Origin of the sequence: Blautia wexlerae (assembly GCF_013300825.1) — a bacterium.
Taxonomy (GTDB): domain Bacteria; phylum Bacillota; class Clostridia; order Lachnospirales; family Lachnospiraceae; genus Blautia_A; species Blautia_A wexlerae_B.
The window spans coordinates 12702-28566 of record NZ_JAAIMY010000018.1; the positions used below are offsets into that span (position 1 = coordinate 12702).

Sequence of the window (15865 nt, forward strand, 5' to 3'; positions counted from 1 at the left end):
TTTACATATTCCCTGATTATTTTCGTTTATATTTTAACGATTTAATCTTTATTACTGACATTTTTTTGTACTGCCTTATCTATTTTTTAAAATTGTACTGATTTTGAAACACATGACCCAATAACTGCTCCGCAGTTTATCACTTTTGGGCAATTAAAGCAGGGATCTTTCTTATATGCAATACGAAAAATGCTCCCCGACAGCAATTCCCGCTGTCAGAGAGCATTTCACATATTTCTTATATGAACTGATTGGTTGCCTCATCATACTCATAATCGATGGAATGCATCTTCGCCACCAGTTCGTCTTTCTTCAATCCTCTGCATGTGCAGAGTGCTTCCAGGGAATCATAGTAATCCCTGAGCTGAGTATTCACATAACTCAGCAGAATCATTGGATCTTTGGGTATCATTTAGTTTCCGTCCTTTACCGTAACAATGAATTCCCCATTCTGAACATCCAGCACCAGAGTATCACCTGCGTGAACATCTCCGGACAAAATCTTTCTCGCCGCAAGAGTCTCTACATATTTCTGCAGATAGCGCTTCAACGGACGTGCACCATATACCGGGTCATAGCCATTCTCGATAACCTGATCCTTGGCTGCATCTGTCAGTTCCAGGGAAAGCTCCTGGTCTGCAAGACGTTTGTCAAGCTCGCCGACCATCAAGTCTACTATCTTACCAATATTGGATTTTGTCAAGGGCTTGAACATAATTATTTCATCCAGACGGTTCAGGAATTCCGGACGGAAATGGCCTCTCAGGTCATCCATAACCTGACTCTGAGCCTCAGGTTTGATCTCACCATTCTCATCAATACCATCCAGCAGATACGGAGAACCGATGTTGGAAGTCATGATAAGAATTGTATTCTTAAAGTCAACTGTACGTCCCTGAGAATCTGTGATACGGCCATCATCCAGTACCTGCAGCAGTACGTTAAACACATCCGGATGTGCCTTCTCAATCTCATCGAAAAGTACAACACTGTATGGTTTACGGCGGACTGCCTCAGTAAGCTGGCCGCCCTCCTCATATCCTACATATCCCGGAGGCGCTCCGATCAGTCTGGATACAGAATACTTCTCCATGTATTCACTCATATCAATTCTGACCATATTCTGTTCATCATCAAACAGATTCTCTGCCAGAGTTTTGGCAAGCTCTGTCTTACCTACACCTGTAGGACCAAGAAACAGGAAGGAACCGATAGGTTTGGTCGGATCCTTGATGCCGGCTTTGGAACGAAGGATTGCATCTGTAACCCTCTTCACACCTTCATCCTGGCCTACAACTCTCTTGTGAAGCTGATCTTCCAGAGTGAGGAGTTTGGCTCTCTCGCCTTCTGTCAGTCTTGTTACAGGAATACCGGTCCATCTGGAAATGATCCTTGCGATCTCATCATCAGTAACTGCCTCATGAACCAGACTTCTGTCACTTTCTTTGACACTCTTCTCTTCGATTTCCAGCTGCTGCTGTAATTTCGGAAGTTCGCCGTACTGTAACTGTGCAGCCTTCTCCAGATCATAGTTCTGTTTTGCTTTCTGGATCTGCTTATTCACATCCTCAATCTGCTCACGAAGCTTCTGTAATTTCTCTACAGAATGCTTCTCATTGTCCCACTGTGCTTTCTGTGTATTAAAGGTATCTCGAAGCTCTGCCAGTTCCTTCTGAAGTGCTTCCAGACGTTCCTTACTCAGGTTATCTGTCTCTTTCTTCAGTGCAGATTCCTCAATCTCCAGCTGCATGATCTTACGGCGCTGTTCATCCAGCTCTGAAGGCATAGAATCCAGCTCTGTCTTGATCAGGGCACAGGCCTCATCCACCAGGTCAATGGCCTTATCAGGAAGAAAACGGTCTGTGATATATCTATGTGAAAGTGTAGCTGCTGCAACCAGCGCACTGTCTGTGATCTTAACACCATGGAAGACCTCATATCTCTCCTTCAGACCACGAAGGATGGAAATGGTATCCTCCACTGTGGGTTCATCTACCATAACAGGCTGGAAACGACGTTCCAGAGCTGCATCTTTCTCAATATACTGACGATACTCATCCAGAGTTGTAGCACCGATACAGTGAAGCTCACCTCTGGCAAGCATAGGTTTCAGCATATTACTGGCATCCATGGCTCCGTCAGTCTTACCTGCACCAACGATCAGATGTAACTCATCAATGAAAAGAATGATGTTTCCTTCACTCTTCTTTACTTCTTCAAGGACTGCTTTCAGACGTTCCTCAAACTCACCTCTGTATTTGGCACCTGCTACCAGAGCACCCATGTCCAGGGCAAAAATCTTCTTATCCTTCAGACCTTCCGGCACATCCTCTGCCACGATTCGCTGTGCAAGACCCTCGATTGCTGCTGTTTTTCCTACACCAGGCTCACCGATAAGCACAGGATTGTTCTTGGTCTTACGTGAAAGGATTCTGATGATATTACGGATTTCTTCATCACGTCCGATCACAGGATCCAGCTTCTGGTTACGTGCCTTTTCGACTAAATCCTCGCCATATTTATTCAAAGTATCATAAGTAGCTTCTGGATTGTCACTGACTACACGCTGATTGCCTCGTACTGTAGAAAGTGCCTGCAGGAAACGCTCCTTAGTAATGCCAAATTCCTGAAACAGTTTCTTCATGCTTGGACTTGGATATCTTAATAAAGCAAGGAAGAGATGCTCTACAGAGACATATTCATCACCCATTGCCTTGGCTTCATCCTCTGCACTGACCAGAGCCTTGTTCAGATACTGTCCGAAACGGAGCTCACCACCGGATACCTTAACCTTAGCATCCAGTGCCTGATTCAGAGAATTTCTGAAATAGTCCTTATCTATCTCCATCTTCTCAATCAGTTTAAGAATCAGGCTGTCTTCCTGTTCCAGCAGAGCATATAAAAGATGCTCCTCTTCAATCTCCTGGTTGCCAAACTGATAAGCAACCTTCTCCAGATCCTGGACAGCCTGTACGGATTTCTGTGTAAATTTACTGATATTCATAGGCTAACCCTCCTCTTATATGAGAAATATCTCTCCCACGGGAGAAATATGTTGTTTTCTTTGTTCTGCATGTAATATAACACATGTTGTTAGCACTGTCAAGAGGTGAGTGCTAATTTTTTTCAATTTCTCTCCTCTCTACCTCGCTGATAAATTTTTCTATCAGTCTGTTTACTTCATCCGGCTGGTCAGTATTGGAATTATGACCGGCATTCTTTATCCATTTAAGCGATAAACCTTCCCTCTGATGCCATTTCTTATTATAACTTTTTGCAGACCCCGCTTTATCCTTTTCTCCACAGATAAGTAATGCCGGACAACTGATATGATATGGCAAATCTGCTTTAATTGCCTCAGCAGGCATTCTGTACCCGAAGCCAGCGAGCCTTGCATATTCTTTATGCTCTGAGTCATAGGCCATCATCATCTTTCGCATAAGATTCTGACCATAGTCCGTCTCAGAGCACCCTCTTGAACCAGCCCTAAGAAGAGCTTTCCATGGATATATTCTGTATAATGGCTCTACTCTTTCAAGAAGCCATATTTCCATTGCAGTCATATAAGACTTTTGAAGCGGTGCAGAATCAATGGAGATAAACCCCGTTATCTTATCCGGATATAATTCCATATACATTTGGGCCAGATATCCACCCATAGACTGACCGATAATGATTGGATTATAAATTTCTTCTTTTGCTAAAATTTCATAAAGCCATTCTGCCATATCAGACAGGCTGTAATTATTCGTAAATGGTCTGGATAATGCATGTGATGGTGCATCCCATACAAACACATTCTGTTTATTCTCAAAATATTCTGTCTGCTTCTCAAAAAGCCTATGGTCTGCCGTAAGACCCGGTAAGAACACTAACGTAATTCTCTGTTTATCTATTATATTTACAAAATAATGGATGCAGCCACAGGGCGTCTTGTAACTGTTTTCTGTCATTTTTCGCCCCCTTTCCATAAATCATTTCCAGATATCATTAATATCTTCTACTTCATATATCACTCATCTTCCTCAAGTTTCTGTACTCTTCTTTTATATATTTTAGAAGATATCATTAATGCTAATAAACATAAGATTTCCACCTGCACAAACATAATAATTCCGGTTGCAATTGGTTCTTCCGCAATTGTCCGTCTTTTGCTTCCAATGGGTTTATTTCTGTGATAAAATATTGGTATCAATTAAAGGCGGTAAATGATAATGAATGATTCATTGAAGTTGAATATGTTTTTCCCAAGTGAGTTGTTGTCAATTACTTCTGTTGACTATGATGACAGTTCTATTCATATTAAAATGCAATCTAAGACACATTCTTGCAAATGTCCAGAGTGTGGTCAGGAAACCGAAACTTATCATGGGACATATTTACGCAAAGTTCAGGATCTACCGATACTGGGAAAAACTGCACGACTTCATATAACAGCTCACGAGTATGTTTGTAATAATAGATCATGTTCAAAAGTTACATTTGTTGAAGATTTTGACGGATTTCTCAGCTATTATGGACGTATGACAGAACGATGTGCAGACTTTGTTTGTATGCTGGCCATGGAAACCAGTTGTGAAGGATGTGCTCGTATCTGTCGTGCAATGAAACTTCAAATCAGCGGAGACAGCGTGATTCGTCTTTTAACCAAACGTTATCGCCTACACCCAGTCGCAAAATGTGGAAGTGCCATTGGTGTTGATGATTTTGCATTTAAAAAGCGTCATACTTATGGAACAATCATTGTCGATGAAGCTACCCATAGACCGGTTGCAATTCTTGATGGACGTGATGGAATGACACTTAAGGAGTGGCTTAAAAATAATAAACACGTTAAAACCGTCACACGGGACAGGGCAAGTGCGTATTCGTCTGCTATCCAGGAAATACTGCCGGATGCCATGCAGATAGCAGATCGATTCCATCTTCATCAAAATCTTCTGGAAGCTGTTAAGAGCACAGTAAATTCTGTGATTCCTGTAGATGTCCGGATTCCTGTAGATTATGGAACAAGTGAAACTGCTACAGTTGCCGGGGAGCTTTGTAAAAAAAATTCATTGTGATGTGGATAAACTTCTGAATTACAACGTAAAAAGTGTACAGTTGTATCATGCGATCCATGAATACTCAGAAGCCGGATACAGCAAACGCGCGATAGCTAAAATACTTCATTGTAGCAGAAATACAGTAACAAAATATCTTGAAGGAGACTATGATTCTTTATGCCGCAAAAACTTTTACAGCGGAATGGATCAATTTTATGATTATATCATCAAAGAGTTATCTTCTGGAGTGAGCAGAAAAGATGTTTTCCGAAGTCTCATTCAAAAAGGTTACAAAGGCGGCCAGACAGCAGCTTATGATTACATGAATAAGATTATAGAGCGTTTTCATATTGATATAGCGGTCTACAGGAGTTCTTCAACGGACGCTATTCAGAAGAAGAAAAAACTTCAGAAATATGACCACATATCAAGAAACAGCATCTTCCGTTTCTTATGGATGAACCACGAGATAACGGATTGTCATAAATCATATCTGATGGATACTTATCCGCAGCTTAGGATGCTGAAGTCCTGCATTCAGGAATTTCGGGAGATATTTCAAAAGAAAAACATGCCGTACTTATATCTTTTTATTGAAAAATACAAAAACAGCGATTTGAAAGAACTTTCCCGTTTTGCATCCGGACTGGAAAAAGATTTATCTGCCGTAGAAAATGCTGTAGCCAGCCCTCTATCGAATGGTTTTGTCGAGGGTACAAACAGTAAATTGAAAATGATAAAACGTACCATGTATGGCCGTTGTGGCAAGGAGTTATTGACCGCTAAGCTTATATTGCTAAAAGAATAAGACGGACAATTGCGGAAGAACCTTGCAATTGAACCAATAAGTTTATGGTAATTCCGATAGGAAACACTAAACCATATAATTCCTGTCAACACTGCCGCAATACTACTGACTATGACATTCGTCTTGAAATTCGGTTTCAATCTCCTGTCCCAGATTCCATTTCGGATACATGCAACCAAAAGATAAAAGGCAAGACTCATAAGTACAGCCCCTTCTCCGGCAAGATTCTTAATACTGTCATTCCCCACTATCATTTGTATTGCCATTACAATCAGCAATCCCCAAAAAGCAATCCAACATCCATTATGTTCGATTTTAAGAAGTTTTAGTTCCTGACGTTCATCTAAATTACTTTTCATCTTCCTAATTTTCATCCTCTTCATCCTCCCAGAATAAATCATCTAAACGTTTATCTAATACGCGACAAATTTTACAACACAGTTTTATTGTGGGATTATATTCTCCCTTTTCGATAGCATTTATAGTTTGCCTTGAAACACCAGCAGCTTCTGCTAAGACCTTTTGCGTCATATCTTTTTCAGCCCTTGCCACTTTTATCGCAATATTTTTTGCCACTTTATGTTCACCTCCATTTATAAAGTAACATTTCTTTTCCATAATGTCAATTATATTTTACTTTTTGTCTTGTATATTAAGATAAGAATGCCCTTAATGATTAACCCATAATTGAATCTTTACTTCACGGTAAAAAAATTCCCTGTCATTTTTATGTCCATAAGTACTCTTTCATGTGTATTCAGATTGCTGAAAATGTGTAATATAATAGTAAAAATTCACAAAAATCGAATGCAAATTTTGTAACAGGTTATGCGCTTAACCTTTGTAAATTCCACATTTATAATGTACCATATAATCATAATATCGCAGAAAAAGAAAGAATGCGCTTTTATGAGGATAACTATATGCAATTGTTAAAAAGCAATGTTACCGCTGTTTTTGCAGTGTCCGATTTTTATGCACTTGAGTTTATGAGCTTTTTACAGGGAAAGAACATTCAGATTCCAGAGGATATCCAGATCATCGGCTTTGATGATAACATGGCAAGCAGGGAAAGTAATCCTTCCCTCACAACGATTCATCAGGAAGCAAACTTAAGGGCGAAAGCGGCAATTGAATGTTTGGAGGCAATGCGCGATGGAGCAGAATATAAGACAGAAATCGTGTTACCGGTTGATTTAATACAAAGGGAAAGTACGAGGAAATTATAATGTCAAAGTTTATGAAATCATTGTGTAAAATAGCAATTCCTGTCACATTGCAAAGTATGCTACAGGCATCATTTTCAATTGTTGACCAGATCATGATTGGACAGTTAGGGGAGACAAATATATCAGCAGTTGGATTATGCGGTAATTTTTCACTGATTTTTCAGTGGTGATTGGTGCGGTAACGGTATCGGCTTTACTCATTCTTTTGGCCGGAGTATATACCGAATTATATCGTGTTGATGACAGCGTAAAAGATCTTGGAAAGACACTGCTTATCGTATTTGCCTTGTATGCTCCGGTCAAAGTGGAAAATATGATACTTGGCGGAGGCATTATAAGAAGTGGCGGTAACACCAAAATCATTATGATCATTGATATTGTTGGCACATGGTGTATCGGAATTCCACTGTGTCTGCTTGCAGCATATGTATTCAAGTGGGGAATTGTTGGTGTGTATACATTGCTTACCACGGAGGAATTATTCAGGCTTGCTGTATCGTTAATTGTCTTTAAAAGACGTAAGTGGATAATTAGTTTGTGCTGAAAAAGCACTGTAAAACCAATAATCCAACGGTTTTCAGTGCTTTTGGATATTCCCCAACTGTGTATTATTTCTCAGCGCGCCAGTTTCCAGCTTACCGCCTGCTGCCTTGCATCCACAAATCTCTTATAGATACCTTCCTGCTTCATTAGCTGCTCATGTGTTCCCTGCTGCACAATTTTTCCTTTGTCAACAACCACAATCTGGTCTGCATGTCTGACCGTTTTTAATCTGTGGGCAATCATAATAATCGTTTTTTCCCTTGTAAGTGCATCTACTGCATCCATCAGCTCCTTTTCATTCTCCGGATCAACATTGGCCGTTGCCTCATCTAATATAACGATTGGCGCATCCTTCATGATCGCTCTGGCTATGGAAATACGCTGCTTCTCGCCACCGGAAAGTGTAGCTCCTCCCTCTCCAATCACTGTATCATATCCATCAGGAAGTTTGCTGATGAAATCATGACAGCATGCTTTCTTCGCCGCTTCCACCACTTCCTCATGGCTTGCATCCTGACATCCGAATTTTATATTATTTTCAATGGTATCTGCAAACAAATACACAGACTGAAATACAAATGAAAAATTACTCATCAGACTGTTCATGCTGTAGTCCTTTACATTCACGCCTCCAAGCGTCACTTCCCCGGAATCCACATCCCAGAACCTGGCGATCAGATTGCAAAGTGTTGATTTTCCTCCACCAGATGGTCCAACGATTGCTGTCGTTGTTTTCTGTGGGACAGAGAGCGATATATCGTCAATGATCTTCCGTTTGTCATAGGAAAACGAAACATTAGATAGTCTGATGTCGTAATTTTCCGGCTGAATCTCTTTGCCGTCAATATCCATGGTGTCCAGCTCCAGTATTGCATTTGCTTTATCTACACATACACTTACCACATGTAAAAGGGATGAATAATTTCCTGCGCATTCCAGGCTGGAATAAAGCATAAATACCGAGGTTGTCATACCGATCGCATAGACCGCGCTCATGGTTCCATTGATATAAAAATATGCGCTGCCTGCTACGATCACAGCACCTGTAATTTTGGTTATCACACTTTGCAGAAAATGATAGGGCACAAACAGCATTTCCATCTTTGTATTGACCTTTTCGCATGCTTCATTTGCATCGTTTAATCTTTTTGCCTGTTTTCCAAGCAGGTTGTATGACTTCACCTCTGATATTCCCTGCAGATACTCCATGATCTGGTTTACAAGCTCCGTATCGCATACCACTTTTTGCTCTGAATCTTTTTTACCCGCATTCTGCATCACAGAATTGACCCCAAAGAAAATAAGTACTCCTGCTGCAGCTATCAGTCCGATTCTCCAGTCAAAAATAAACAGCATAAGAATGATCATTGATGTTTCCAGAATTCCCTGCATTGTCAGCATAACCACTCTCGCAGCCACATCGCCAAGTATTTCCATTGTATTGGTTGTAATGGAAGAAATTTCCCCGATACTATTGGAATTGAAATACCCCATCGGCAGATATCGCAGATGTTCTGCAATCTTGATTCTCATAAAAGCACTTGCATTATATCCTCCCTCTGTCTGAAGCACTGTAGAGTATCTCTTGCAGATTACGTCGACTACAATTGCAAGAACCATAATCGCAACGGAGCCTCCAATATATTTTCCTGTCGGTTTCCCACTCAGCAGACCAATCAGTATGTACATAATAGCCGGAATCTTCATTGCTGAGGCAAGAGCCTCTATGAGTCCGATCACTATCGACAGTTTAAATTTATTGCCATTTTCCCTGCCTGAAAAACGAAAGAATTTTTCCAGAATCCCAAACATATCATTCTCCCTCCTTCACAGTATCTTTTACAGAAATATGGGCATTCCACATTTCCTTATAAAGCGGGCATGACACCAGAAGTTCCTCATGTGTGCCATGTGCTGTTACATTTCCATCATTTACAACAAAGATCTGGTCACTGTCCTTAACAGTAGAAAGTCTGTGTGCTATTACGATCAGGGTCTTCCCTGCTACCAGTTTTGCGATAGAATTCTGCAGAATTGCCTCATTTTCCGGATCTGTGTAGGCAGTTGCCTCATCAAGGATCACGATCGGAGCATCCTTTAACATTGCTCTTGCAATGGAGATACGCTGCCTCTCGCCACCTGACAGATGTCCTCCTGCACCTCCTACAACCGTATCAAATCCATTCTCCAACTGCATGATAAATTCATAGCATCCACTTTTCTTTGTCACCTCGATGATTTGTTCATCTGTAGCATCCGGATTTCCCTGTCTGATATTTTCACGGACTGTTTCATTAAACAGATAATTGTCCTGTGCAACATATGCAATTTTCCGGTTAAAATCTGCAAATGTCAGTTCTTTGACATCAACTCCACCGATTTTGATGCTTCCGGAATCCACATCCCACAGGGACGCAATCAGCTTTGCGATGGTCGACTTTCCGCTTCCGGAAGGTCCTACGATTGCATTTACCGTTCCTGCTTTCAGCTCCATAGTTACTCCGTGCAGGATTTCTTTGTCGTGATAACCAAATCTGACATCTTCAAGAGTAACGGAGTTATCTTTTGAAACACTTTTACTTTTCTCTGGACGTTCAAGCTCCGGCTGTTCCAGAATTCCTGCCACTTCACCAACAATCACTCCGATCTTGCCAAGATCATCTGTATAGGAACCCACTGTGATCAACGGTCCAACGATTCCAAGTGATAAAATAATGCAGATGACAAAATCTGAAATAGCAAGTGTTCCATTGGCTACATAATGTGCCCCAAACGGCAATACCGTAAGAAGCGTATAAGGTGTGACCACCATCATCAGTCCATGAAAGATCGAGCACCGTTTCATCCAGGAAATAAAGGAATCTGCATAAGCCATAGCCGCCTTTGTAAATTTTGCATAAGAACTTTCTGTCTTTCCAAATGCCTTGATCACTTCGATTCCGTCAATATATTCCACTGCCGCATCATTCAGATCTTTTGTTGTCTGAACCGTTCTCTCGAAGCTTGGTTTATAATCCAGCATCATTCCAAAATAGGAAAGAAATCCCACTATAACCGGCACCAATGACCAGAGTGCCAGTCTCCAGTCTGTCAGGAAGAAATAGATCAAAATCACAATCGGTGCCAGCAGATTGGACGTGAATTCCGGGACAATATGCGCCAGTGTTGTTTCGATACTGTCGATTCTTTCCACCATAATATTTTTAAATGTACCGGAAGGTGTGTCTTTCACATAGCCAAGAGGTACCCGCGCCAGCTTATCACAGCAGGATTTTCTTATATTTGCAAGTACTGCAAACGTTGCTTTATGTGACAATGCTGTCGAAAGTGAATGAAGCAGTTCTGCAATGATAAACGATAATGCAATCAGAACCGCTTTTGCAAGATATATTTCAAACTCCTTTTCACCATTTAAAAACAGCTTTACTACATCTGCAATAATAAAATACGGCAAAATCTTAAAAATCACATTTCCTATTGCAAGTAACACACTCCACACATAGGCAATTCTTTTTTGTCCGGCCCACGTCAGGATCCAGCTGACTGCCGACTTCTTTTTTTCTTTCACATCTGTTCACTCCTTACGTTCGTTTTATTGTTTCGTTTTATTGTTTTACCTTCTGTTAGTTCGCGCTAACCAACATATAATAAAATAGGTGGTTTACTGGCATCAACCACCTGATATTATTATCCTGTCTGAACTTTATTCAGAAATCCAGAACCTGCAACACACATAACCTATTCGGAATTCCTGCATCAGTTATACTGGAAATTCAATATTCCACAATCGTTCCCAGCCACCTGTATTAAATTCTTTCAGTTGATGTACATTTTTCTTTGCAGTCTCCCTGTCTATATCATGCTCAATGATCTGAAATACTGATGAAAAAAATCCCGTATAGATCATATGCATAAGGCTTTCCTCTACAACCGGTATTTTTACACCGGCTTCCTTCATTTTTTCCATATATTTCAGGCTGGACTTCATTTCCCGCTCCACCATATTGTGTATGAATAATTCAAATTTTCCACTGTCTCCGCATTTCAACAATAATCTGAAATTATCATAATGATCATAGATATAATCAACCATTTGCTCCATCCCATCGCTGGATGTATCCGACATATTCCTTGTCTGATCACTGGCAGAAAGCTTTTCAAACTCCTCAACGATCTGGTCATAAATCTGATAAATATGTTCCATATAAGGATCCGTCAGTGCATCAAAAAGTGCCTCTTTCGTCGGATAATATTTGTAAAATGCTCCAGTAGTAAGCCCTGCATCTTTTACAATATTTCTTAAAGATGCTCCTGTCAAACCATCTTTCAGGAAATGTTTTCTGGCTGTATCTAATATGTTTTTCTGTGTATCTTCTGCTTTCGTCGACATTCTTTTCGTATCCTCTAAACTTCTTTTCAAAAATATAACAGTGCTATATAGCACTGTTATATTTTAACTCATTACAGGAATTTGTCAAGTCTTGGTGTTTCAATTTTTTATTTTCCTCGTGTATTCAGTTTCCACTCCGCAGATGCTTTCTGCAGTTTTACAAGTCTGTTCTATTCAGACAGATTTTCTTTGCAGAAAAGTTCTATACAGTTCTCAACCATTGTCTGATCATAGTCTGTTGAAATACCTGAGCCAAGCCAGTATGCATAGTCTCCTTCATCATATTTTCCAAGTGCCTCCAAATCGCTGCCGTAGCGCAATTCAATATGATAGGTTGTATCATTTGTATCTGGTGCTATGCAGAAATAAGTAAATTCGCCTGAGTCTGCATCGTCACTTTTAAATTCGTATAACCCACGTACTTCTTCTATTCCAACATAATGATATGTATGGGAAAAGATTTCTTTTCCTTCTGAATCATATCCCTTGATCACTGAATCAGAACCATCAAATTCCAGCTTATTTACACCTTCTTTAAAAGAGCAGTCATAAACACCATCGCCATCTTTGTATGCTTCTACTGCTTCTTCTCCATAAATTGTTCCTGAAACCATGGATGCTAACTTATCATATGCTGCCTCCGCATTTTCCTCACCAACCAACTCTGTACAATCATCAATCCAGATCTGCTGATATTTTTCATCAAGAATTACCGGCCATAGTTCCTGATATGAACCCGTCAAATCAACCAAAAGTTGTTTTGCAGCATCCTGATTTTCATCTGCTTTCTGTTTCTTGTCCGTCGTATTTGTACTTTCTGTAACAGTTGCCGTACCTGTACTTTCTGCAAATGTAGCGTTACTACAAGCAACTAACATTGAAAATGACGTTGCAACTGTTAAAAATAATGTTAAAAGTTTTTTCTGCTTCATGAGATGCCTCCTTAAATTAAAAATCGTTGCAGTTAGATTTTTCTAACTACAACGCATATTTTATAGATTTCCATATAGAATCTCAATTACTAAACAGACTCTTTTTCTATCCATTCAGACTTTCCTGTGTCTTTTTCTTACGGTATTCCGTTGGTGTCATACCGTATTCTGTACGAAATGCAGATGTAAATTTGTTCGGATTCTGATAGCCAATTTGTAATGCTATCTCCCCGATCGTAAGTTTATTTTCTTTTAAAAGGCGTTCCGCCATCTGCAGCCTGTACTTTTTCATATAAGCGTACACAGAATTTCCGTATACACCCTTAAAGCATTTTTTCAAAACAGTTGGTGACATTTTAAAACGCACTGACAATTCTTCAATCGTATAATGCCCCCTATAGTGCCCCTTTAGAAACGCATGAACCTGCTTTATTGCATCAATCTGTACATCCGAAAAATATACATGCTCAGAATTATTTTTCTTTAAATCAAATCCAGTTAATACTAATAATAGTTCCAGAATTTTCACACGAATGTAACCATATCTGATTTCTTCAGGAACTTTATACAATTCCAAAAAGATATGTTCTATTGACTGATTTGCCCGTATAATAGTAAAACTATGTGTTTTTGAAATGTTACTAATCTTTTCCAGATTTACAGACAATAATTGCAGTATCCTTTTCATTTCGTCTGTAATCATGGAAAAGTCAAGCGTAATGGTAATTCCATGATAACGCGATGTTGGAAACTCTGACACATGCCCAGTTTTTTTCAAAGAACAAAATGACAAGTCTCCTGCCGCTATATAACCATATTCATTTTGTTCAAACACGCATTCGCAACGGCCTTCCATGCAATAGTTTATTTCCATCACACTGGAAGCCGGCTTTTGCTCCTTGTTGCAATACTCCATATGCATATCATTATAAACCAGATCAATTCCTGGAAACACATGATACAATGTAATCATTCCTGTACCGCTCTCATTTTCCAAATGAAAACATTCACAGAATTCCGTATCCTGTACCTTTTTGCAAGCTGATGTACCATATAACTCAATACTGGCAAAAGAATCTGATGATTTTAATTCTATATTCTTATCAGGTTTGGACTTCAATATATTTTCAGCAAGCTCATAAGCATTTTTCATAACTATTTTCCTCTATACCACATCGCAAATGCCAATTCCGGTAATCGGTCAGTCTCAATAATTGTTTCGAGCATTCTGGCAAATCCCTCCGGATTTTGAATTTGATACTGCATATGGTTGAATCCCTCAAAAACCGGAAAGTTACCGTATATATAAGTCTGCATCACTGCATTTCTGTATTTAAAATGTTCTTCTATACTTCCAAATTCCCAGAATGTATGTTTCTGCAATTCTTCTGACAGTTCTGAAAATGGCTTATCTTCCAAACTGTCTGTCAGCTGTCTCCTCAGATTTCCATACGTCAAGTTCTTTCCTGCCTCTATAAAATAAGGTTTAATTTTATCATCGTCACACCACATGATTCTCTTTAGTGTTTTTCCTTTTGACCAATATAAACTTTTCATTGCTATATATAAGAGCGGAACCATGATTCTGCGTGTTGCCTTTCCAATCTGTGCAAACTGCCCGCCATCAAAAAAAACATGCTTTACCGGTATTTTTATCTCTGTCAGGAATGCCATGGCGAGATCTGCTCCAATCGAAGATGCAACTATAAGTTCTATTTCTTTGATTCCATGGTTCCCCAAAAATCGTACAATCTGTTGTATCTCATCTCTTTTGCTTTGATACCTCTGTCCGGAGCAATACACAGTCGATGTTGGCATAATGCAATAATATTTTTCTGCCATTTTCTCTGCAACCGGCATACTGCTTTCCCCAGTTACTCCCATTGCATGGAAAAACAGAATGACTGGATTTGATTTATTTCCTGTTGTTTTAAATACCACACTTCCACCTTCTGTCTATTTTTTATCTATCTACTCTCTTCCATTTTGCAACAGCATTTCTTACCCGCCAGTCAATATCCAGACGTGCTCTGCGACATTCTTTCGGATGTTTTCTTGCTGCCTGAAATGCCAGTTTTACAAAGAGTCCGGATCCAACCGGGAGCATTGTCTTTAGCATGCTCTCCGGAAAAACGAAATGGGTTCCATGCTCATAAATGACATAATCCAATCTGCATGTGTGTGAATGTTCTTTCATACGCTGCTTCATACGGCGGATATATTTTGCAGTATCCCACAACACATCATCTTCAGCACCAATTAACAATACTGTTCCATGGATTTTTTCAATCTTGATCATCTCGTCTTCTGTGATTGGGTGAGCCTTTTCAGAATCATCAAATAGTTTTCTTGAATTGATCATATCACCGGTCCGTTTTGTTTCTTTCTCAATCACATGCCAGTAATCCGGATGTTTGTAACAAAACGGCATGTATGGAAGTGGTTCTCCTTTATACGAAAAAAGAGATTCTCCCTCCATTGGCCATTCCTTACAACCATCTCTTTTACCCTGCATAAATCCCTGCCAGATAAAGTCACTCGGTGTCAGACCTATCGTCAATGTGATATCCTTAAAATAAGAAGCGGCAGTCAATGCAAGTGTTCCTGTAGTAGATGCCCCGACAATTCCTATCTTCTGATTACCATGTATTTTTAACCAACTGATTGCTTTCTCTATACGTTCCAGCGGATAATTATGATGTCCATAATCCTTTTTTGCCGGCGACATCGTCATCACGTTCACACCGAGTTTATGTAACCATTTCACGGATGTACGCGCCAGATAATCCTCCGGATCATCCCCGATCATCGCAATCATTGCACAGTCTGAGCCTGTTTTACATTTCCAGTATGCACCATAAAATCCATCTGATTCCACATCAAAATGCCTTTTCTTCATCTGTATCATCTCCTCCCTT

The 15865-nt window shown here is 39.8% G+C and carries 16 protein-coding genes and 1 pseudogene; 5 read left to right on the forward strand and 12 right to left on the reverse strand.

Annotated features, from left to right (window positions below; genetic code table 11):
- Positions 1–238: 238 nt before the first annotated feature.
- The 3 genes from G4417_RS10225 to G4417_RS10235 all read right to left on the reverse strand — a co-directional run bounded on the left by G4417_RS10225 (position 239) and on the right by G4417_RS10235 (position 3953).
- The gene (locus tag G4417_RS10225; protein ID WP_008706656.1) at positions 239–412 is read right to left on the reverse strand and encodes a DUF4250 domain-containing protein; all 174 of its coding nucleotides are present in this window, start codon (positions 410–412) and stop codon (positions 239–241) included.
- Entirely contained in the window at positions 413–3004 is a 2592-nt protein-coding gene (gene clpB, locus G4417_RS10230; protein ID WP_118572450.1) for an ATP-dependent chaperone ClpB, read from the reverse strand.
- Positions 3005–3116: 112 nt separating this feature from the next.
- Positions 3117–3953 carry an alpha/beta fold hydrolase gene (locus G4417_RS10235; RefSeq protein WP_173683402.1) on the reverse strand — a complete coding sequence of 279 codons (837 nt, stop codon included), beginning with the start codon at positions 3951–3953 and terminating at the stop codon, positions 3117–3119.
- Positions 3954–4214: 261 nt separating this feature from the next.
- Here G4417_RS10235 and G4417_RS10240 point away from each other — a divergent pair, with 261 nt between their 5' ends.
- Both G4417_RS10240 and G4417_RS10245 read left to right on the forward strand, forming a co-directional pair.
- A complete protein-coding gene (locus tag G4417_RS10240) occupies positions 4215–5063 on the forward strand; it encodes a transposase (RefSeq protein WP_173683401.1) in 849 nt (282 codons plus the stop codon).
- Position 5064: 1 nt separating this feature from the next.
- Positions 5065–5853 (forward strand): transposase, encoded by a 789-nt coding sequence (locus G4417_RS10245; RefSeq protein ID WP_173717686.1) that lies wholly within the window; start codon positions 5065–5067, stop codon positions 5851–5853.
- A 56-nt stretch (positions 5854–5909) separates the two neighbouring features.
- On the opposite strand, the pseudogene G4417_RS17530 reads toward G4417_RS10245, so the two are convergent.
- Both G4417_RS17530 and G4417_RS10250 read right to left on the reverse strand, forming a co-directional pair.
- Positions 5910–6254, reverse strand: a pseudogene (locus tag G4417_RS17530) (DUF6773 family protein); the annotation flags it as partial.
- On the reverse strand, positions 6217–6471 hold the full coding sequence (locus G4417_RS10250) for a helix-turn-helix transcriptional regulator (RefSeq protein WP_202048519.1): 255 nt from the start codon (positions 6469–6471) through the stop codon (positions 6217–6219). The pseudogene G4417_RS17530 and the gene G4417_RS10250, both read right to left, overlap by 38 nt.
- 305 nt (positions 6472–6776) lie before the next feature.
- Between G4417_RS10250 and G4417_RS10255 the strand changes: the two genes are divergently transcribed.
- From G4417_RS10255 to G4417_RS10260, 3 genes are all read left to right on the forward strand, one after another.
- Complete coding sequence (locus G4417_RS10255; RefSeq protein ID WP_243872120.1) at positions 6777–7082, forward strand: substrate-binding domain-containing protein; 306 nt, start codon at positions 6777–6779, stop codon at positions 7080–7082.
- Between the two features lie 92 nt (positions 7083–7174).
- Positions 7175–7252 carry a hypothetical protein gene (locus G4417_RS17535; protein WP_274605762.1) on the forward strand — a complete coding sequence of 26 codons (78 nt, stop codon included), beginning with the start codon at positions 7175–7177 and terminating at the stop codon, positions 7250–7252.
- 35 nt (positions 7253–7287) lie between these two features.
- On the forward strand, positions 7288–7626 hold the full coding sequence (locus G4417_RS10260; protein ID WP_274603788.1) for a hypothetical protein: 339 nt from the start codon (positions 7288–7290) through the stop codon (positions 7624–7626).
- A gap of 71 nt (positions 7627–7697) precedes the next feature.
- On the opposite strand, the gene G4417_RS10265 is transcribed toward G4417_RS10260, so the two are convergent.
- The 7 genes from G4417_RS10265 to G4417_RS10295 all read right to left on the reverse strand — a co-directional run bounded on the left by G4417_RS10265 (position 7698) and on the right by G4417_RS10295 (position 15846).
- A complete protein-coding gene (locus G4417_RS10265; RefSeq protein ID WP_173683398.1) occupies positions 7698–9437 on the reverse strand; it encodes an ABC transporter ATP-binding protein in 1740 nt (579 codons plus the stop codon).
- A gap of 1 nt (position 9438) precedes the next feature.
- The gene (locus G4417_RS10270; RefSeq protein WP_173683397.1) at positions 9439–11193 is read right to left on the reverse strand and encodes an ABC transporter ATP-binding protein; all 1755 of its coding nucleotides are present in this window, start codon (positions 11191–11193) and stop codon (positions 9439–9441) included.
- 192 nt (positions 11194–11385) lie between these two features.
- Positions 11386–12015, reverse strand: coding sequence for a TetR/AcrR family transcriptional regulator (locus G4417_RS10275; RefSeq protein ID WP_025579141.1), 630 nt, complete (start codon positions 12013–12015; stop codon positions 11386–11388).
- Positions 12016–12185: 170 nt separating this feature from the next.
- A complete protein-coding gene (locus G4417_RS10280) occupies positions 12186–12947 on the reverse strand; it encodes a hypothetical protein (protein WP_243260036.1) in 762 nt (253 codons plus the stop codon).
- A gap of 106 nt (positions 12948–13053) precedes the next feature.
- Positions 13054–14100 (reverse strand): helix-turn-helix domain-containing protein, encoded by a 1047-nt coding sequence (locus tag G4417_RS10285; RefSeq protein WP_055058431.1) that lies wholly within the window; start codon positions 14098–14100, stop codon positions 13054–13056.
- Positions 14101–14102: 2 nt separating this feature from the next.
- Complete coding sequence (locus G4417_RS10290) at positions 14103–14888, reverse strand: hypothetical protein (RefSeq protein ID WP_173683396.1); 786 nt, start codon at positions 14886–14888, stop codon at positions 14103–14105.
- 22 nt (positions 14889–14910) lie between these two features.
- Positions 14911–15846 carry an acyl-CoA thioester hydrolase/BAAT C-terminal domain-containing protein gene (locus G4417_RS10295; protein ID WP_173683395.1) on the reverse strand — a complete coding sequence of 312 codons (936 nt, stop codon included), beginning with the start codon at positions 15844–15846 and terminating at the stop codon, positions 14911–14913.
- Between the last annotated feature and the right edge of the window lie 19 nt (positions 15847–15865).